Origin of the sequence: Pedobacter cryoconitis (genome assembly GCF_003259615.1) — a bacterium.
Lineage (GTDB): Bacteria > Bacteroidota > Bacteroidia > Sphingobacteriales > Sphingobacteriaceae > Pedobacter > Pedobacter cryoconitis.
On sequence record NZ_QLLR01000025.1, the window covers coordinates 74,203 to 94,934 of the forward strand.

Below are 20,732 nucleotides of genomic sequence, written 5' to 3' on the forward strand. Positions count from 1 at the left end.
CTATGTTTTCCTGGGATACCATTCCGGACGTTCATGCTGAGCTGTCCAAAAAAGTGCAGCTTGGCCCCAAATTTTTCCTTGTCTATTCCGTAGTTGCCATACCACACCATCATATATGGTAAAGCTTTTTCCATATTTATCTACTCGTGGCCCTGTATAATTGTAAGCAATTCCATCACGCGTAACTAATTTTAATAAGCGCTCACGTTCTGGCCTGTCCAGATCTGTAGCACTTAATCTGGAAGGAAGGGACAGTATTTCAACTGGCTTATATTTAAAACAGGACAGCGCATACTTATTCGCGTAGATAAAATGCGGATCTTCTGATATATTGTGTGCCAATATGCTATAAGGAGCTTCTTCGTGCAACCATTTGTATGGTGTTTGAAGAATAGGGGGAGCGTAAAGGTCCTCTCCTGAAAATTCACGAAAACTATCATTTATTTGTTCTACTAAACTGAGGTTTTGTTCACAAGACATTACAAGTTTTTTAGACGAGGGTTATTACCTAATGATTGATGAGAGTCAACCGGAACTTCGATCAATAGAGAACGCGGCATTTTATTATTTATTCTGCTTAGTATTCCATCAAGATTACTAAGATCTGAATTTAATCGTTCTGTATCCCAGCCACTTGCTTTTGCAATTCCACAATAGTCAATAGCGTTTAACCGGGTGTGATAATGTGTTGCCGGAATATCAGGTAATATCTTTGCTAATCCTTGATCAACAATTCCCAGTGTTTCATTGTTAAGCAAAAATATAACTAAACCTAGATTACAAGCTTCTCCTAACGAGCCTGAGAATAAACGGAAACAGCCATCACCTGTGAACAAAAACACTGAATTATCAAGATTGGATAACTTTGCGCCGACTGCAACACCAAAAGCTCCCCCCATTGCTGAACCCCGGTAGAGTGAGAAAAACCGGATATTATCATTTGGGCGCTGGATAACGTATTGACGATCTTTATAGGCTAAACATACATCGTCAATCCCAATAGAATCTGCGGGCCACCAGTGGTCAAGACGTTGATACAGGGTGGCCATATTTACATAGTTTTTTCGGGCAGGGGCGAAAGGATGATCATTTAAATAATCAGGGGCAACTGGCATCGGAACATTTGAAAATAATTGTTTTTTAGCAAATTCGATTAACTGTTTGATCACTAGGTCTATTGGAGCACTCAATTGATGATATTTGCCAGTAACCACATGTTGCAAGCTATTTTCAACCAGTCCATATGCTTCGGGGATATTACCAATATAAAACGTACTGGAAGCTGAAAATTTCTTGAAATTAACAGTATACTCATCCGGACAGGCCCCCAGAATCAACAGGACATCATTTATTCCCAGAGAATTATATAAGGATATAGTTTTATCATTACCACCAAAAGAAAAATAACCATAACCATATGGATTTTTGCGGCTGATCGCATTTGCTCCGTTGATACTCCATATAACGGCAGATTGTAATTGGGTACAAAGTTCATTCGTTAATTGTTTTGCAGCAGGGTAACGTGCCATTTCCTCCCCGACAAAAATTACCAGACGTTTGCCATTAATCTCCTTCCTGAAGTTGTCTATGAAAATATTAATATGGAAAACTTCACTGATTTGTGACTGAGGTGGGGCCGCAACTGGTGGCATTTTATATTCAAGAGCATTTAATCCTTCGTTATCTAGTACAAGCATAATTGGTTTTGAACGGTCCAACTGAATTTTTGCCAGGGAAAGTTTTTCTTCAAGCGTAGTTTTGCTATTGAGTATGAAAACAGAATCCGGTAATTCAGCCTGTAATTGAATTAATATATTGCTGCCATATTCAGAGGTGTCTTGTAAAGGAGAATAGCCTGAAGTACTTTTACCTGAAACAGGTACAATATATACAGCCGGTATATCATGTAATTTAGCATCACTTAATCCACAACAAATCAATTTGGTTGCAGCACCCGTTGTAGCAACTGCCGCCGCTATTCTTCCGTTCCCCAGGTAATAGCCTAATGGGATAAATCCAGCACTATATTCCGCAATTGTTAAGAACGCGGGCTGGTCTGAAGAAATTTCACTAATTGGGTTTATGTATTTAAGGAAATGAATAACGCCACCGCCAGTTACCCCAGTGTATAGCGTTATTTTCCATTGAGTAAGTGTATCTATTATAAATTGATAGCTATCTAATTTTTTTTGTGGGTGGAGGATGGAATTATACGTCATAATATTTTTTATTAGAATAATTTACATTACTAATGATTAATATATCGTGTAATGTTTTTTTATTTTAGTAAAAATATATATTATAATGCGAGTATTTGATGCTTGTTTTGTTCAAAATCTTGTGTGAACAAGAAAAAAATGTTCATTAATCTTTATGGCAGCAGTTAATCACACTCTTCAATGTTTTTGCCTAATTTTGGATTACAAGTAAATGGAGGGACGGATATTGTTAATTGACGGTTCTTGGCATATAAATAATAATACATGCACCAATGAGTGCGATTGAGGCTCCGATAATATCCCACTTATCAGGTTTGAATCCATCTACTTTCCATGCCCAAAGTAATGCAAGTACGATAAAAACGCCACCATAAGTAGCATAGACCCTGCCGAAATTAGCTGTTTGCCAGGTTGCTACTACGCCATAAGCAGCTAATATTAAAGCACCGACCAGACCATACCAAAGAGGTTTTTCTTCTTTCAGCCATTGCCAGATTAAGTAACCGCCACCGATTTCGAAAAGCCCTGCAAGTATAAAAATTGATAACGATTTAAGAATGTCCATAGGATAGTATCAGCTGTTCAATAAATCCAAAAGTAAATAAAATCGTTACTCCTGTGAAATTCGTGTGGATAAAGATTAATGCCTCTATATTTATTCCACGCCAGCCATTCTGATAAAAATGAACAGTGTTTGAAAAACGATAAGGATGGTGAGCGCCTACATCAATATAAAATCCTTTGTAATGCTTACGATTTTCAAAACATGACCTGTAGATCATATCTTCCCCTTCTTGCGAATAGGATCTGTGAAAGAAAAATTTATCAATAGGGAAGGTCTTTTTTAATGTTTTGATTAAGGCTTTCATATTTATTACAGGGCCATTCATTTAAATGGTTATATAGTAAATACGCAGGCCGGGGAGGAAACGTTGGGCAAAGGAAGGCTATTTATTTCCCCAAATACGATTGATGAATCTCCGGCTCGGACGTTCTACCCATTGATAAGTAATATAAGAGATCATAATAAGGAGAATCAGATAGGTTATACAATATAAAACTCCACTTAAAAAGTCAATATTCTGTTTACCTCTACCTATTCCTGTAATCCCTGGCAAATAAATACCATGTGAAAACGGTTCTTGCAGAAAGATCTGCATGAGATAAACAGAATAAGAAATGTCTCCCAGGAATTGCAGGATTTTCTGGTTACAAAGTTTAGCTATCCTGCCATTATTAGCCGTAAAGCTGAGTACAAGCATAGCAAACAGAAAAACTGTTAATCCATCATTTAGAGAGAAGTGCATGGAAACAGTGATCGCCAAAATTATCAGCAGAGATACTATATCGTGGGAAAAAACTTTTCTGAAGGCGCGTAACTCGTAAAGCAAGTAGACCAGGATACCTGCTGTAAATCCAGCTATTCCCCGGATATATCCATAATCAAACGTGGTATTTAAGTTATGAGGGACTGGTATAGCAGGATTTATAGGGTTTTTGCGGGGAAGTAAATACATGATGGAATAGTATGCAAATACAATCAGCAAGATTAAAAGTATAACAGAAATAGTCTTTTTCTTATGAATACATAACGCAATGATTGGAAAAAGGAGGTAAGCAGCCCATTCAGCACTGATGCTCCAGGAAGGGATATTCCAATTATAGATCTTCGTAAAGCCAAAAGAATGGAGTAAGAAAATATTCGGTAGAATATCAGCTGGCTGTTCAAAGAGAATAGGAGGGTTGCCCCAATCAGTAATCCAGCGTACAAGGACAACAAGCAGCAGCAGCGAAAACAAATGCAACGGATAGATTCTTGCAAACCGGGCAACAAGAAAGTTTTTTAAGGTTTTTGCCTGTATGTTATTTTTAAAATGGCTGCTGTACACATGTATCATGATAAAGCCACTCATTATAAAAAAGAGATCTACCATCAAATAGCATTTCTCGAAAAACATCGTTTGTGCAGCAGGAACGAACCTGGCAACAGCCATTTCAAAATGAAATACTGCGACCAGCAATGCAGCTATCCCGCGTAAGGCTGTTAATGAAGAAAGATACTCAACTTTATGATCTGTAATTGTAGCGGTTTGACTCATACTGGGTTTATAGCTGGTTATATTTTTTCTTCTTCATTATTCAGGAGATTTTAAAAGTTACGGTATTTTTCTTACAGAATAAAAGGAGTGCCGCCAGGTGATCTTATTAAGCATAATTGTTACACTAAAAGAAGCGAATAGGCTGGTTTATAGTATTTCTACATAACCGTCCGTTCCATTTACCCGGATTCTTTGTCCGTCATTGATCAGACTGGTTGCATTTTCTACTCCGACAACAGCTGGTAAGCCATATTCACGGGCGATAACTGCGCCATGAGTCATCAGTCCGCCAACTTCAGTGACCAGGCCTTTTATGGATACAAACAATGTGGTCCAGCCAGGATCTGTAAACGAGGTGACCAGTATGTCTCCATCTTCCAGCTCAGCATCTTCCATAGCTAAGATGACACGTGCGCGTCCTTCTATAACCCCGAAGGAAACAGCCAGGCCAGGAATAGCACCGTCCGGGAGATTTTCTTGCTTGTACTGACCAGAAATGATTTCACCGTCAGAGGTAATTACACGTGGCGGAGAAAGTTTTTTATAGAACTTATATTCGTCTTTTGCTTTGCTGATGAGCTGGTAATCGAGTTGATTGGTGCGTACCACTTTGTGGAGTTCTTCAAAAGTGAGATAATATATGTCCTCTTCCTGTTGAATAATACCTGCTTGTACCAATTGTCCGGCCTCTTTCAATAAAGCCTGCTTATAAACAAAGTAGCGGTTAACTATTCCGTATTTTGGATACTCCCGATAACCGGCGAAATTCCGCAGCAGACTGATCATTTGTTTGGTTTCCAGGGCCTTTTGCTCACCACCAGGTAATTGCTTTAATCGATTTAATAATTCGTCCTCTTTTTTCAAAGCTTCATGCCGCCCCTGTTCAAACTTCTGATGATGAGCATCAGGCTTAAAGTTTTTGATATTACTGAGGATCATGGGGATAAGTATGGCCGGTTTTTCACTCCAGCGCGTTTTGGTCATATCGATCTCTCCTGCACATCGCATTCCATATTTATCGAGATAAGCATAAATAGCGTCCTGAGTTTGTTTTCCACCATCAAACTGAATCAGGCCATCCAGAAAGTTGTCCTCTTTTACCCCTTGTAAATAATGAATTACTTCCGGATAATGACGGATCACATCTGCAACATCCAATAGCTCCAGACCCATTTCAGAAGTAATATTGTTGGGTGCCGATTGAGAAAGGATGTCTGCGGCATTTTTTTCACCTAACCACTTTTTTATGTTTTCATTGATCCATGAGCGGGCAGCTATAGAAGCCATAACTGCATTCATATTTTGCGGGTCAAACAGGCTCTTTTTGGATTGCTGACCGTCTTCGAGGATAAAATCAAATAAGTCTTGCCCTGATTTTGTCTGGATGTTATGTTTTAATGCGATTAATGACATTTCACTACACCTAATCAGCTCAGAAACGATTGCAGGATCATTTTCTGTCGCAGAAAGAATATCCTCAGACGATTTACCTGTACTGCTTGGAACAGGGTTTAATTCTTCCTGGTCACCCGGCACCGGTTTTATAAAATCTCCGCGTGCGATGATGGTTAGCAGCGCATCTTTGATGAGCGGATCATGTTCTCCCATTACCTCTATAATCGTTTTTCTGCTGGCCGCTGAAGCCAGGCTGCCGGTGATGTCGACAAATAACCTTCCGCCAGCTTTATACATAGGCCTTGCAGCTGTTAACTGCCATAAAGATATGCCCAGCGGTTTCATAGGATCGGTCATCATTTGTTGATGGCCAACAGATACATAAACATGATTTTCCTGATCGTTTGCTTCAGGGACCGGGTATAAAGTAGTGATTGGGCGACTTTGGACAATATAAAATGTACCTTCAGCTAAACACCATTCAATGTCCTGAGGGTGGCCGAAATGTTCTTCTATTTTTCTGCCAACATGTTCAAGTTGTAAAATTTGCTCATCTGTAAGTGCTTGCTGATGCTGTAACTCAGGTTCAATCTCCTGTATTTTTGTACCACCATCTTTTAAAGCATAAATAGCTGCTTTCTTGGCGGATATTTTCTTATCGATAATCCTGCCATCACACACTTTATAAAGATCAGCATTGACCAGGCCAGAAACCATAGCTTCTCCAAGTCCGAAGCTGGCATCAATGGATAACACTTTTCTGTTAGCGGTAAGGGGATCGGCAGTAAACAAAATCCCTGCTGCCTGCGGGAATACCATTTTTTGAATAACTACAGCAAGGTGAACTTTACGGTGGTCAAAGCCGTTTTGAAGGCGATAAATTACTGCTCTTTCTGTAAATAGGGAAGCCCAGCATTTACTGATATTTCTTAGGACTGCTGCTGCTCCGATAATATTTAAATAGGTATCCTGCTGTCCGGCAAAGGATGCTGTTGGCAGGTCTTCTGCCGTAGCGCTGGATCGTATGGCAAAAGCCACTTCGTTCCCGAATCTTGTAAGGAAGGCTGTAATTTCTTCAGTTATCTTCCTGGAAATAGGTGCACTTTCGATAACTGTACGGATTTTTGCAGTGATTTCGCTGAGATTTTTCCTGTCTTCTGCCTTAAAATCCGTTAATTTATCCAGTAAGCTATTCAGTTCCTGGTTATTTTCTATTATTGATTTATATGCCTGGGTAGTCACACAAAATCCATCTGGAACCTGTATGTTCCTGATCCTGGATAATTCGCCCAGATTAGCACCCTTGCCACCTGCATCCATAAATTTTGAACTGTCGATCTGCTGAAAAAAAAGCACATGGCTATTCTTGTTTTTGGCTCCGCTGAGTTTGTTTTTTGCTGTCATGGGGGTGGCTTTTGAGAGGTGTTGAAAATCAAAAATATAAGGTTTAAGGTGTTAAAACAACGTTTTTAAACTATATTTTTCCATGCGCAATAAGCAGGGGGCCAGGGGCGTTATACATACAAAAAGCGGAGAATATCTAAAGTTTCCGCATTGTCCTAATGGCTGGTTCAGGCCGTATTTTATAAAAAAGATAGAAGATCCTGCTGCTGCTGCTGTAGCTGGTATTTTGGCTATTAAAGAAAGCGTCATTTCTCAGGAAAATCTAAGGATAGCACCCAGAGTTATATCGTTTTTGAATGAAATCAAACCCTATAAAGAAAAGTTAAAGATACCGCCTCAGTTCAGGCTATTGTGAAGTCAATTGCTGAAATCAAGATTCTTATCAAATAATATCAGAGGTTCAATTATTTGCTCTCGGAAGTTCGTTTTGTTTAATATCAGGTTTGGGTTTTGGCTACAACATTCAGGGATTAGCCTACAACCGCCATTTAGGAAAGCAGGATATTTGAAGGTATAAGAATCAGCAGCAAAATTAATTTACGATGAAAACAGTTTTGATTACCGGGGCCAATAAAGGTATTGGCTTTGAAACAGCGAGACAACTTTTGAAGCAGGGATATTTTGTTTATCTGGGCAGCAGAAGTAAAAACAACGGCCTGAAAGCAGAAGAGCAATTGAAAGCTGAAGGCCTGTATAATGTAGAAGCTATTCAGCTTGAAGTTACAGACATAAATTCTGTTATTAAGGCGAAAGCAACGTTAGCAGGAAAGATAACAGCCTTGGATGTATTGATTAATAATGCTGGCATCCCGGGCCCTCAGCCCCAGAATGTTTCTCTGGTTGATCTGGTTCATCTCAGGCAGTTATTTGAGACTAATTACTTTGGCGTTATCCAGACAACGCAGCAGTTTCTTCCATTGCTTAAAAAGTCTGACGCACCATCCATTGTGAATGTTTCCAGTGAGGTAGGATCTTTGACTATGCAGACTACACCTGGAAGAAGGGCTAACTGGGACAATTACCAAACTTATGGCTCTTCTAAAACAGCACTTAATGCTTTCACTGTAATGTTGGCCAATGAACTTAGTGGTACTAAATTCCGTGTAAATAGTGTTACGCCAGGTTATACTGCTACTGATTTGAATGACTTTAATCCGCAGGGGAAAACAGTAGCACAGGGCGCTAAAGTAATTGTAGACGTGGCTACTCAGCAGCTGCCGGGCACATCAGGCAAGTTCTTCGGGGAACAGGGCGAGATTTCATGGTAGCCCTTTCCTTTCAGATTTTTTTTCTTAGTTTGTAATATAGAATATTTTGAACATGGCAAACCAGCAAATTCAGCGTATAAAATCCATCAGCGAATATCACCGGGTCAGGGGACTTCCTCAGCCTGAGCATCCGTTAATCAGCTTGGTGGACTATGCGACGATCAAAAATTCACCTGATAACAATAAGATAAGCTGGGTATATGATTTTTACTTCATCGCTTTGAAGAAGAATATGCGTGCCAAATTCAAATATGGTCAGCAGGATTATGATTTTGATGAAGGTACTATGTTTTTTATTTCACCGGGACAGGTTTTCAGGATTGAGGTGAACCAGGATGCACCTGACAAGTCGGGATGGATGTTATTGATTCATCCCGGCTTTTTATGGAACTTTCCATTGGCAACAACAATAAAGAAATATGAATATTTTAGTTATTCTGTCCATGAGGCCTTGTTTCTTTCAGAAAAAGAAGAGATAGTAGTTTCGGGTATCATCCAAAACATTCAGCAGGAGTATCATGCTAATATTGACAGTTTCAGCCAGCAGATCATTATTTCGCAAATCGAAGTGCTGCTGAATTATTCTGAGCGGTTTTATAATCGTCAGTTTATTACCCGCAGAATTGCAAATCATAAGGTTCTTAATCAGCTGGAAACATTGCTCGATGAGCATTTCAGTGGTCATGCGATCATGAAGGGGCTGCCTGCGGTTCAATACATCGCCGGGCAGCTTAATCTTTCCCCGGATTATTTAAGCACCTTGTTAAAGGTAACAACCGGGCTTAATACGCAGCAGCATATACATGAAAAGCTAATCGAAAAGGCAAAGGAAAAACTAGCAGGTACAACAATGTCTGTCAGTGAGATCGCTTATGAATTAGGTTTTGAGCATTCTCAGTCTTTCAGTAAGCTGTTTAAATCTAAAACAAAACTCTCACCCATGGAATTCCGGCAATCGCTTAGTTAGTGATCTGTGCTTGATAGGCAGTTTTTATTTTGAGCAGCCTTTGCTAAAAGCGGGTCTGCTGAATTTTTTGTGATTTCCTGGCAGGTTATTTTGTATTTCAAAGAATCTGCAAATGTTTATCTATTATTTTCTGTAATCTTTTGTTTTAATTCTATGTTAATAATATCTTAATATCAATTCTACCGTATATAGTTCAGCGCTGATTACTTTTGCGGCTAAGGAAAGATAGCGGAAATGACTTTGTTTAGCTATACGCATTGTTTAATTTCGGGCTTGAAATTTCTTTCCCGTTAAACCAAAAATATGAGGAACTTAAAAAATCTGAAACCCACTTTATTCTTATTTATTTCAATTGGTACAGCACTGATGTTTGTTAGTCTCAAAACTACTGCACAGCGATTAAAACCGACACCATTCTATACTGTAGGTCATCGTGGTACACGAGGTCTGATGCCAGAAAATACTATTCAGGCTATGAAAAAAGCAATTGATCTGGGTTGCAATACCATAGAAATTGATATACATCTTACTAAAGATGGCCAGATCATCGTATATCATGACAACTCATTTAATCCTGATTATACCCTGTTGCCTGATGGTTCAGAATTTACCGGAGAAAACCGTAAGAAATATACGTTTTATCAAATGAATTATGCAGACATCCGCAAGTTTATCATTGGTGAGAAAAAATATTCGTCTTTCCCGCAACAAAAACAAGTGGCTTGTTATACACCTCTTCTTGGTGAATTGATTGATTCTGTAGAAACCTATACTAAAACCAATAAACTGCCTGCGGTTAATTATTTGATAGAGATTAAATCTAACCCTTTGACAGATGGTTTTGAACAACCTGTTCCAGAGGTTTTGGTGGATAAGATGATGGCTGTTATAGCTACTAAAAAAATAAGTAAAAGGTTTATCATTCAGTCTTTTGATATACGGCCATTAAAAGTAATGTATCAAAAATATCCCAAAATTCCTGTGGGCCTTTTAACAGGTGATCGTAAAGTTAGTATGGCTGAAAATCTCTCTGCTATGGGATTCAATCCTGATTTTTATAATCCTTATTATGGGATGGTTACTCCGGAGCTGATTGAGGCCTGCCATAGCAAAGGAATGCTGATTGTTCCCTGGACAGTTAATGAAATGGCTGATATGCAGCAGATGAAAAAACTTAAGGTGGATGGAATTATAACTGATTATCCAAATTATTTTTCTGATCTTTTGAAGTAAACGGCTTACATCCTCTGTCATTGGTTTTGTTCAGAACTGACAGAGGTTGCTTAATGAACTCTCGTTTAATGGAATTCCATTCAAGGGGAGAGGGGATGTTCATAGAACACCTGAAGGGATTTTTAATGTTTTGAGATAGATTTTGAATAAATGTTAAAATTTTTAATGGAAAACATTTAATATTTTGTTAGATAATTCTGTTCCGGCAACTTTTTTTTTATGTATGGTTGAATCAGCGAATTAATCAAAATCGAAAAGTCTCTTGTATACTATCGTGATTCAGATAAACTTATAGCAAGGAATGAAGAAATAAACTGTGCCGGGTTTTCCACTATTGGTGGTGATTTTTCACTATAGGGAGTTTTAGAAGATACTGTTAACTAACAAAACTGTAGGGTAAATTAAAGAAAAGGAGGCAATCCGTCAAGTATGTACTGTAGGTTTTGGCTGGACAAGTAAGGCCGCAGTCTCTTATGAAAACTTTTTTTTTATTCTTTCTGCTTTGATTCTAAGCATATGGAACATTCATTTGGGTAAAAAAGTATTGTATTTGTCGTATTTTTTTTTCTAAATTACGAATTAATAACTTAAATAAGTTAAATTTAGTCAGTTTAAATTTTAGTCTAGAATGAAAACATTTACTATTAGTCTCATATTATTAATTATTGTTTTGCTTGGTTGTTCGAAAGCGGACTATACGGGTATTGGAAATACGAATAAATATGGTGGTTTAAGATCTCCTGATGCTGGAAATATAAGTATTAATAACGCTACCGTTTCTGCATTTCGTGAGGTTTTAAATACTAAATCGAGGTCCGCAAAAACCAGCACTACTGCTGTTATGGGAATTAACTCATTTGACCGTCCCGGAACAATTTCGTCCGTCCACATTAATCCTGCAACACAGTGGATTGGGGATCAGGTGGGTATGACTTTTACGGGGTATGCAGATGAGTTCTCCATGTTACCTGAGTGGCTAGGTCAGCAAGATAATTTTTATCTTGGATCACTAATTAAAGGAAATACTATTTCGTCGCTTGAGATGATTCCATTATCTGAACGTTTAGGGGAATATGAGTCCAGACCTATTAGTGCCTCTATTTCTTTGCCGCTAAAAATTGTCGGAGGAATATATAACCCTACGGAACTAAGAACATCTGAATTTTATAGTAAACTATTCTTCGCAAATGGCATGAATAATTTGCAAAAGGCGACTTTCAGCTATGGAATGCAGGAGTTTTCCTACTATGATGAATTAAAAATGGTATTTGGTACCAATGCAAAGGTTAATGCGATATTTTTCGGTTCTAGTTCATCATCCAGCAATGAAATATTAAGGATAAAAAAAACAAATGGGCTTGTAGTTAAGTTTATGCAAAAAAACTTTTCGCTTCTTATGGACACTCCAGAACCAGGTGAACTGTATAATAATTTAAACATAAACGCTCTTGGTGGCAGTTGGCCAGCTTATATCAGCAGTATTACATACGGATCAACGGGTGTTTTGGCTATAGAAAGTGATGCAAGTAGTGAGACTCTTAAAAGTGCTTATGAAAACGCATTTAATGTTCTTGGTAACTTAGTTTCTGGAGGGTCAAGTGTTACTTCAACTGAGCAGGGAATTATCAATAATTCGTCAATGAAGATTTACTTTGTAGGAGTAAATGGTGCAGAAGCAGTTAAAAGTATTTTTTCTTATGACGAGCTTTCTGCTTATATAAAAAGGGGCTCTACGTTTTCTCCTGAGACTCCTGGTGTGCCTATATCTTTCAAAATGAATTCATTACCAGATAATAAACCATTGGTAAACAACTTTAAAATTGATGTGCCAATTAAGCCATTTTACGTTAAAACTGTATATGTGGAGCAATCCCCGAGGCCGATAAGTTGTCCTTGTCATGATATGTATTTAACATTTTTCGCAGATCAAAGAGGGACTATTCCTATAAAAATACAAAATAGTATTCCTATTTACGCAAATACGAAGTTTTTAAGATGGGAAAGAACCGGTAGTCCTAGAGAAGGCTTCTCTCAGAGTCCTGTATTTGCCAGCGAGGCACATTACAATACAAATCAAGGAAACGAACTAATAATTAAAGGCGTGTTTATACGTGGTAATGAAGTTAACCAAAACCAATTTTATTATCTCTTACCTATACGGTAAGCTGGACTGTAAGCTGTTGATTGTCAATTGTATTTGGGTTTTAATGCCCTCGTCTACTTGACAAAAGTATATAATCCTTATTCTTTTACAATATCTAATTAATTTCCTTTAGAATTACTTTATTCTGATATGAGATCTAGCTTTTATTAATCCAGATGGGATAGCTACGTCAGCTTTGATTTCAACTCTATTAAAGCTAATATCAGCTTCTTTTCTGAATGATCCCTGTCTTGCAAATTTAGATGGAGAAATCAAGCTTAGAGAGGCTTTTAAACCAGGTTCATCGGTGTCACCAAAGTTAAATCTGGCGTCATCATCAACACTCAGATTTGTTGTGATGCCGTCAAAGTAATTTCCTTCATTTTTGGCGTTTAAGTTTTGAAACATAGAATAATAAACCGTTCTTTTATTGATTTTGACACCAAAAAATCCAATGGGTTTACCATAAGTTTTAACCTGGTGGTTGCCACTGCCTGAAACTCCAACCAGCTTCACATCAAGGTAAGGTTTAAGGCAGTTGATCAGTAATTCGCTTGCAGAAGCAGTTTCAGAACTGACTATGAAAATAACTCTTTTCAAAGAATTTATCCCGGTTGTTTTATCGAAATTATATGTGTTCGCATTTAATGAGTAATCACCATCAGCCATTGTTGCCGGCCGATTGTTAATATAATATAAAGGACGTCCATTATCATCTGTTAAAACTTGATTTTTCAGTAATTCAGCTCCATTCCGCTGCATAATTGAATTGTACTTTTCTTTGCGCATCACATGTTTATCAAAAGCAACTGGGATAACTAGATTCGCAAAATAATCAGCAGTAGAAATATATCCGCCCGGATTGTAGCGTAGGTCAATAATCAATTCAGTAATGTTTTCATTTGCGAATCGGTTAAATACCTGGCTAAGTTGTCGATCCTCACCATTTGGGCTGCTAAATTTCAAATAAGAAAGATAACCTGTCTTTATCCCGTTATAATTGAATATTGTATCTTTATTTACTGGATCAGCAACAAATTGCTGTCTTTGCAACGCGAAAGTCTTTTCAGTTAGCAGGCTAGATTTTTCTATGGTTATTCCTATTTGAGAACTGCTCAGTAAAGAATTAAGATACTTGTAAAAAGACAATTTAGTTTCTACCGGACTGTTATTGATTTTAATAACTCTCATTCCTCGTTGAAGACCAGCTATTGCGGCCGGAGAACCCGAAATAACATATTCTATTCGAATATCATCATCTTTAATAGCAATAAAAGTGACTCCAAAACCTACATTCAAATTGCCATCAGCGGTTTTATTTTCAGGTGCATTCTCATTGCCAATTATTACTGAGTATTTAGATGCTTTCGGGTTTTGAGCGTTAAACTCAAATGATTTTTGTGTTTCCGGGTTTATTGCATACTGGCTGATGTCAAATAATTCTTTATCAAGACTATTATATCCCCTGGGATTAAAAGTCTGATAGGAAGGTAACTGATCATTCCAGAAATAAACTTCCTTTGCATATAAGAAAACAGAATCCTTGGCGTATAGATCTGCAGTATTTATTTCTTCAGTAGTTAGGGACTCAGATTTCTTACAACTAGTAAAAGCCAGAAGAATAAAAAAAACAGCGAATTTTGCTGCAAAATGATTTTTACTTGTTATATTAATTTGCGTCATGATTAAGATTTTATCGCAATGTAAGAATCATAAGTTTATTCAGATAACTTCATTGGAAAAGTTGAGGGAGTGTTGTATCATGAGCCTTCAAACAATAACAAACAATAAATTGTTATGGGTTTCAGCGTCCTTGTTTTCCTGGAATTGATAAATGACGACTCTTGTCAGTTGTTAAAGGAGTTAAGTGAACTACTGTTAAGGCTGACATTAATTCCTTTTGAAGATCATATTAAAGCTTTTTGATTAATGTTTTAATAATCACGGCTTCCTTTCAACGGGAGGCCGCGATTATTAAAAACAGTATCGTTAATAGTTTTACTATTGTTAGTTAGGCATATTTATACTCAGCTTAAACAAAGAGTAATCTTGTAATTTTCTCATTCTGAAACTGATTGGATAACCTGGGTTGTCAGCAGAGAAATCACCTAAAGAAGTGACATAGGTAATAAATGAATTATATCCATCTATAGCCATTGGGCTTCCTGAGTTTGGTCCGCCGACTAAAAATAAAGTGATAGTAGACTCCTGGATCAGATGCTTTTCATATTCGGTAAGTATCTCCGTAGTTTTCTTGAAAATATTACTTGTTACCTTGGTAAAAGCTTTATTGGTCTCTTCCATATTCAGATTAGTTTCTACTGATAGAATACCCTTTTGGCCATATGAAATGGAGTTGATATATAGTGGGTCCTTACCTGTAGCGATTAACGTGACAAGGTCAGTTTCCCCAATCAATTCTGTCTTTTTAGGCAGTGGCATGTCAACAGTGAAGTTTTCAATTTCGAAGCTAGCTACAAAGCCGAACTTCTTTTTGATCGTAGTGACATTATGCATCAGACTCGTTGATGAAGAAGAAAAGAGTCCTCTTACACTTAAGTTGTAACCAAAATCTTTTCTTAGCTCATCGTAATCATAAAATGGTCTGTATGTATAAGCGAATGCTCCAATCTGCGTATTTTGAAAACTGTTTCTCCTTAATATATTTTGTAAAGTCTGTCTGAAAGAAGACATTCTAGGTGTATTGATCACGTCTCCAGTGTTTGTCCCGGGAAATGAACAAGTGATTCTAATTGGTAACTTTTGGAAGCCACTCAGGCCCCGGAACTGTGCTGAATCTGTGAGCAGTTTACCCGAGAGTACATTCCCCAGGTAAACGAGATCAGTATTATTATCCATAATTGTGAAATCAGAAGACTCAACAAGACCTTGGGTTTGACGCGATCCTGCATCTTTGTTTACTGTATTTTGACCAGTAGTTAGGGATTCATTTTTTTTACATCCATAAATACTAATCATCAGTAAGGTACAGACACTAAATAAAAAAAAATTTGTTCTGCTTAATTGAGTGACACTCATGTTTTCTATTGTTAAACTATTTTGGAAGATTAATTTTAAAAATTGTTTTAAACAAAGCAAAGTTTTTCAAGTTTCTCATTCTAAACGAAATCGGTCCGCCATAACTATCGCTTGCTACATCAGCACCTGCTAATATTGCAGCTTTGAAGCCATCATAACTATTCACCGTCGCAGTATATGCCTTACCTGGACCAAATTTCATATAAATAGTGATTTTAGCCCTATCCAGTAATGCTTTCTGAGCACTTGTTACGTTGACATCGGATTTTACAATACCAATATTTAAACCTGCTTTAAAAGCCACGTTAAAATCCTGATATGATGCATCAGTTTCTGCCATAAATACACCGAATCTTCCATAAGTTACAGAGTTAATATATACTGGTGCGTATTCTGCCATAAATGCGTTAGCATCAGCAGGGCTGATTAGTTCAGTTTTTTTAGGTAACGACATATCAACAGTAAAGTTTTCCTGAACAAATTTGGCAATAATCCCTGTGCGACCTTTAATCTTTGTTCCACCACCATTAACAGCAATACTTGCTATTTTGCCAATATCCACGTTCGCACCAAATGTATATTTAAGTTCATTGTAATCAGTGAACTCACTCGAAGTATAAGAAAAGCTATTGATTTGCGGTACATTCCCTTGTCTGGCTACTACCTGACCGACAAAATCACGCATAGTAAGCATATCGGGACTTTGTATTGCGCCACCAACGTTAGTACCAGGAATAGAAAGACTGGCTCTTATTGGTAAAACATCATATTCCCTTACACTTATTGGATCAAACAAATAATTGTTTACAATAGATTTACTGTTGAAAATTGCACCAGTATAGGCAAGGTCGGCATTTTCATTCGAAACCATGATATCATCAGATTCTATGAAAATTGTTTTTCCGCTGCCGTTTGACCATGCACTATCTCTCAAAACTCCTGAGCTGGTTTTCTGACTATTAATTAACTGGTTGAAATTAAGGATAGAACCTTTTCCAATTTCAACTAATGGATTTGGGATAATTTTCCGGTCTTGAAAGACGCTCAGTTGACCGTCTTTAGACTGTTCAGTTTGGTCATTAGAAGCAATTTTTGCTTCTTTTTTACAGGACACAGCAAGCCCTATTACTACAAGAGAGAGTAAATTTAGTTTTTTCACTTTAAATAGATTTTATGGTTATTGAATAATTAAAATTCTTTAGAAATTTTTCACTGGAATAAGTATTATGTAGTTCGAATGCTATTGGAACCCCGCGGTCTTCATAAGTAAATGTTCCGCTATTGGCAAAGTTGGTCGGTGGATTAGTGATGGCTATAAATGCTTTAATAGTTTCTAAAGCATTGCCTGAATTTTTAAGCAATCTGGCTTGGTCTTCAGTAGTATATCCTCTGAGATATGTGTGTATTTTTGCTGCATTTATTATTTTCATATCGTCATCAGAAACCGGCTGGTTTGCAGTGATATTAAGAATGATTTTATTCATCTCTCTCCAGGCCAGTTTGGAGTCAATTGTCATGATAGAGATCTTACCGTAGGTAATACTACTCACAAAACCACTTTCATCATTCTTTAACACATCAAGACTGTAAGGCTGCTGAAAAAAATTTTTCTCACCAGATATTACCCGTAATGTGAATGTTTCTTTTCTATTATAATAAACTAATCCATTTTCTACTTTTCCTAAATCATCATTGTTACTAATATTGAACATATTTTGTATAATTAAATTTTCCCCAAAGAATAACTTCAAATCATTATAATTAGAAAAGGGATAGTATAGATAACGTGAATAACCAAATAGACTAGGTTTAGCACCCTGTAAATATTCACGGACCAGACTATCCATACCAACCAGGTTATTGATTCGTACATCTAACCTGAAATTTGGAGTGTTAAAATTATAGGCATTCGTGGTCACTAAACTGAGTGGGTTCCTTTTGAACTTTGTATAGTCCTTAAATACCCCTTTATTTTCCATAAAATATTTTCCATCAATTGGAGAACCCAAGTAAAGATCCTTATCATCACCGTTTGTTGGATACAAAAACTCTGAATCGAAGCTTTTTCTGATGACAAAGTCTGATATTTTATCTTTAGTCCAAATGGTATCTGTTATATAATAACCAGACTCGGCAGCCATTTCTTGAAACTGATAATCTTTGTAGTCCTTTTTTCTTATTGTTTCCGGACCTGTAGGTTTTGTTATGGGTGAGTTTTTTTTGCAGGAAATGAAACAAAAGACAATTAAAATGATAAAATAATTACGTGAAATAGCTGAAGTTTTACTTTTTAACGTGTTATTTAGAAATAATTTTGACGTTATATGATATTCTTTTTTATTCATTTTCAAATAGGTTTTTAATAGGCAAATAAAAATACGGTTAAATATTTTATAATTGTAATAATATGTAATTATTTATTTCTATAAATATTAATTAATTAACAATGTTCTTCTGAATCTTATTAAGCGAAAAAAAAATGCTTGTTACAAATAATATTGATATAAACCTTTTAGGTAACAGGGTTTTATATGGGGCACAGAAGGTGTAATTGAAAGAATGAAAGTCAGTGACCAGGAGATATTGATGGCTTATTTACCTGAGGAAAATTATATAGTAAGTTTTATTGCACGTAGAAATTACGTAGAATGATACATGATGACGAAAAATCTTATTCTGGTATCGGTGTGCAGATATTTCTGATCTGGATCACCCTAGAGTGGATATTCTGGCAATGCTGGTTCTTCGTCAATTTTGGTGAATTATGCTGACTTTGCAAGCACCATTTTTCTCAGTAACTGAAAACCTGCCCTTCCGTACATTTTCCTTTTGATATTTTTAATTCGATTTACTTGGCCTTCAACTTGTCCGTTGCTGATAGTCGTTATTACTGCATTATTTACAGCCTCATAGTCTTTTAAGAGATTTCTGGCGAAATTTTTTAAGCCGCACTCAGATTTAAGCGCTTCTTCAATCCAGTTTTTTAAAAGGCCATCTTCCTTTGCAATAAAAAGTCTTTTAAAGCCTTTTACTAGTTGCTCCATTTGTTTTACCTGTGGTAACTTTTCAAACAGTAACCGTAAAAAGTCTTTGTCATCATTTCCATGAAGCTGATCTGACTCCATATAGAGCATAAGAGATAATCTTGTAGGAGACCAGGTTTTTATCGGTATTGCAGTTATAGATTTGGTTCTAATGAAGGGTTGCGTATTATAAACCTCGTTCATCTTACAGCAGAACTGTGCATACCTCCCATTAAACCCCATCTGTATTATAGTTTTATGCAGTTCGCGGTATGTTTTACCTCTGTTCTCATGCTGCAATAAAAAGTTAATGAAAGCATCCAGATTGGTTGACGTTCTGGATTGTCTTTTGCCAAGCTGTTCCATAACTATATATTTTCTGACTGTACCACGTGCTAACTTTGTAGTCCTTGCAATTTGTTTTATGGCCACACCATTACCGTACAACTCCTTAACTTTATCGAATTTATGCTGTCTGTCGACACTAATATTAGCAGTTGAAATGTAGGGCTCTGTAGTTTCTGGCACACTTCTAACTGGCTGATCAATCTCGACTGGGGCTGCAATTCCCCTTTTTGGATCATTATAAAGCGTAAATATTTCTCTCAGTTCTTTTCCTTTTGATTGAAAGATCCTTTTGGTTGCTTCCCCAAGGTTCATAAGTAAATGAAAGCGGTCTGCTACCTGGCTGGCATGAGGCGCACCTGTTTTTACTCCTAATGCGTATGGCCCGTACCGATCCCTCGAAACGGTTTTAATTTCAGGATGCTTTTTGAGCCATCCGGCAAGAGTATCTGCCTCACGGTCCGGTAGCAGATCTATCACTTGCTTTCTTTCTAAATCAACAATAACAGTTCCGTAAGTCTTTCCTTTTTTGAACGCCCAGTCATCTACACCAATTACGCCAGATGTTAATACGGTTGATTGGATATCTATCTTTTTAATTACACGTAATACAGTTGATGAGCTGACAGGCACACCAACGTAGCGGCTAATTGCAGCACCTGTATTTCCACCCAGTTCAAGTGCCATTCGAGTAAGAAGGTCATTTGAACGAACCATTCTCCTATAATAAGGCCTGATTTCATAATCGAAGCGTTCAGTAAATACTTTTCTGGGACATACCGCATTATCACAAAAATACTTTCTAGCTTTGAGCTTGACTCTTGCCAGTAGCCCGGAAATAGGTAGATCTAAAAGGGTTCTGAAATATCTGCTGTGGATTCTATTACTTTTTTTGCCGCAAATCGGACAAACTGAATATTTTTGACAAACAGAAGTATGAATATGAAGCACTCCTGGTTCAGAATAGATTGTTTCAGCTTTTAGCTGTAAATTAGAAGGAAGGATAAATTGTGGTATCATAGGAATATAGTATACTATAAAATTACACATATATTATACCTATGTTTGTCTTTATCAAAAGAAAAATATAGTGGGAAAATCTGTATTGAAGGTTCAGCGGTCAGAAGCTGGAGAGATAAAAAAACTATTAAATACAAATGACGCTTACACGGTGGGTGTAAGACTATATCTCGTATACCTGGTAGCACTAGGTCATTCAAGCAGGAAACTATCTGAACTTCATAATATAAGCTTCAAGCAAATAACAAACTGGGTACATCGGTTCGAAAAAGAAGGGATTGAAGGGCTAAAGGATAAAAAAGGACGTGGAAGGCGTAGTGCATTATCAGATGAACAGCTGGCAAGGATTAAAGTATTAGTGCTAAAAGAAGCCCCGAGAGATCATGGCTTTCAAACGGAAAGATGGACAGGCCCTCTACTGGCACAATGGATTAAAAAGGAATATGGACTGGAGTACCAGAAAGCACAGATCTACAACCTTCTAGAGAAAGTCGGAATTGCCTTTGAAAAGAAAGCTGGTTTAATAAATAAAGTGTAATTATTTATTAAACTTTCACCAAAATTGACGAAGAACCGC

17 protein-coding genes are annotated in these 20,732 nt (G+C 37.1%); 6 read left to right on the forward strand and 11 right to left on the reverse strand.

Translation table 11 applies throughout. The annotated features are described in order from the left end of the window. The 6 genes from LY11_RS19810 to ppsA form a co-directional block, all read right to left on the reverse strand. Entirely contained in the window at positions 1-480 is a 480-nt protein-coding gene (locus LY11_RS19810; protein ID WP_111635368.1) for an MEKHLA domain-containing protein, read from the reverse strand. Next, positions 480-2,219 (reverse strand): thiamine pyrophosphate-dependent enzyme, encoded by a 1,740-nt coding sequence (locus LY11_RS19815; protein WP_111635369.1) that lies wholly within the window; start codon positions 2,217-2,219, stop codon positions 480-482. The genes LY11_RS19810 and LY11_RS19815 overlap by 1 nt, the downstream gene beginning before the upstream one ends. Before the next feature lie 229 nt (positions 2,220-2,448). Beyond that, positions 2,449-2,784: a YnfA family protein gene (locus LY11_RS19820; RefSeq protein WP_111635370.1), complete on the reverse strand. Its 336-nt coding sequence runs from the start codon at positions 2,782-2,784 to the stop codon at positions 2,449-2,451. After that, positions 2,771-3,088 (reverse strand): hypothetical protein, encoded by a 318-nt coding sequence (locus LY11_RS26935; RefSeq protein WP_211321611.1) that lies wholly within the window; start codon positions 3,086-3,088, stop codon positions 2,771-2,773. The genes LY11_RS19820 and LY11_RS26935 overlap by 14 nt, the downstream gene beginning before the upstream one ends. Before the next feature lie 78 nt (positions 3,089-3,166). Continuing rightward, positions 3,167-4,318: an acyltransferase family protein gene (locus tag LY11_RS19830; protein WP_111635371.1), complete on the reverse strand. Its 1,152-nt coding sequence runs from the start codon at positions 4,316-4,318 to the stop codon at positions 3,167-3,169. Positions 4,319-4,465: 147 nt separating this feature from the next. After that, positions 4,466-7,117, reverse strand: coding sequence for a phosphoenolpyruvate synthase (ppsA, locus tag LY11_RS19835; RefSeq protein WP_111635372.1), 2,652 nt, complete (start codon positions 7,115-7,117; stop codon positions 4,466-4,468). Positions 7,118-7,199: 82 nt separating this feature from the next. On the opposite strand from ppsA, the gene LY11_RS19840 reads away from it, so the two are divergent. The 5 genes from LY11_RS19840 to LY11_RS19860 all read left to right on the forward strand — a co-directional run bounded on the left by LY11_RS19840 (position 7,200) and on the right by LY11_RS19860 (position 12,749). Beyond that, positions 7,200-7,472, forward strand: coding sequence for a hypothetical protein (locus LY11_RS19840; RefSeq protein ID WP_111635373.1), 273 nt, complete (start codon positions 7,200-7,202; stop codon positions 7,470-7,472). Between the two features lie 187 nt (positions 7,473-7,659). Next, on the forward strand, positions 7,660-8,385 hold the full coding sequence (locus LY11_RS19845) for an SDR family NAD(P)-dependent oxidoreductase (protein WP_111635374.1): 726 nt from the start codon (positions 7,660-7,662) through the stop codon (positions 8,383-8,385). Between the two features lie 52 nt (positions 8,386-8,437). Further along, positions 8,438-9,352 (forward strand): AraC family transcriptional regulator, encoded by a 915-nt coding sequence (locus LY11_RS19850; RefSeq protein ID WP_111635375.1) that lies wholly within the window; start codon positions 8,438-8,440, stop codon positions 9,350-9,352. A gap of 303 nt (positions 9,353-9,655) precedes the next feature. Further along, positions 9,656-10,585, forward strand: coding sequence for a glycerophosphodiester phosphodiesterase family protein (locus LY11_RS19855; RefSeq protein ID WP_211321612.1), 930 nt, complete (start codon positions 9,656-9,658; stop codon positions 10,583-10,585). A 628-nt stretch (positions 10,586-11,213) separates the two neighbouring features. Next, positions 11,214-12,749, forward strand: coding sequence for a thiol-activated cytolysin family protein (locus LY11_RS19860; protein ID WP_111635376.1), 1,536 nt, complete (start codon positions 11,214-11,216; stop codon positions 12,747-12,749). A 114-nt stretch (positions 12,750-12,863) separates the two neighbouring features. Here LY11_RS19860 and LY11_RS19865 read toward each other — a convergent pair whose 3' ends face one another. The 5 genes from LY11_RS19865 to LY11_RS19885 form a co-directional block, all read right to left on the reverse strand. Further along, positions 12,864-14,411 (reverse strand): S41 family peptidase, encoded by a 1,548-nt coding sequence (locus LY11_RS19865; protein WP_111635377.1) that lies wholly within the window; start codon positions 14,409-14,411, stop codon positions 12,864-12,866. Between the two features lie 324 nt (positions 14,412-14,735). Then, positions 14,736-15,767, reverse strand: coding sequence for a thiol-activated cytolysin family protein (locus LY11_RS19870; protein ID WP_111635378.1), 1,032 nt, complete (start codon positions 15,765-15,767; stop codon positions 14,736-14,738). A gap of 16 nt (positions 15,768-15,783) precedes the next feature. After that, entirely contained in the window at positions 15,784-16,926 is a 1,143-nt protein-coding gene (locus LY11_RS19875; RefSeq protein WP_146610878.1) for a thiol-activated cytolysin family protein, read from the reverse strand. Between the two features lies 1 nt (position 16,927). Beyond that, on the reverse strand, positions 16,928-18,112 hold the full coding sequence (locus tag LY11_RS19880) for an RAD14 family DNA repair protein (protein WP_111635380.1): 1,185 nt from the start codon (positions 18,110-18,112) through the stop codon (positions 16,928-16,930). A gap of 417 nt (positions 18,113-18,529) precedes the next feature. Beyond that, positions 18,530-20,185, reverse strand: coding sequence for an ISL3 family transposase (locus LY11_RS19885; protein WP_111635381.1), 1,656 nt, complete (start codon positions 20,183-20,185; stop codon positions 18,530-18,532). A gap of 40 nt (positions 20,186-20,225) precedes the next feature. Between LY11_RS19885 and LY11_RS19890 the strand changes: the two genes are divergently transcribed. Beyond that, positions 20,226-20,693, forward strand: a complete 468-nt coding sequence (locus LY11_RS19890) for a helix-turn-helix domain-containing protein (protein WP_170132733.1) — start codon at positions 20,226-20,228, stop codon at positions 20,691-20,693. Positions 20,694-20,732: the final 39 nt, after the last annotated feature.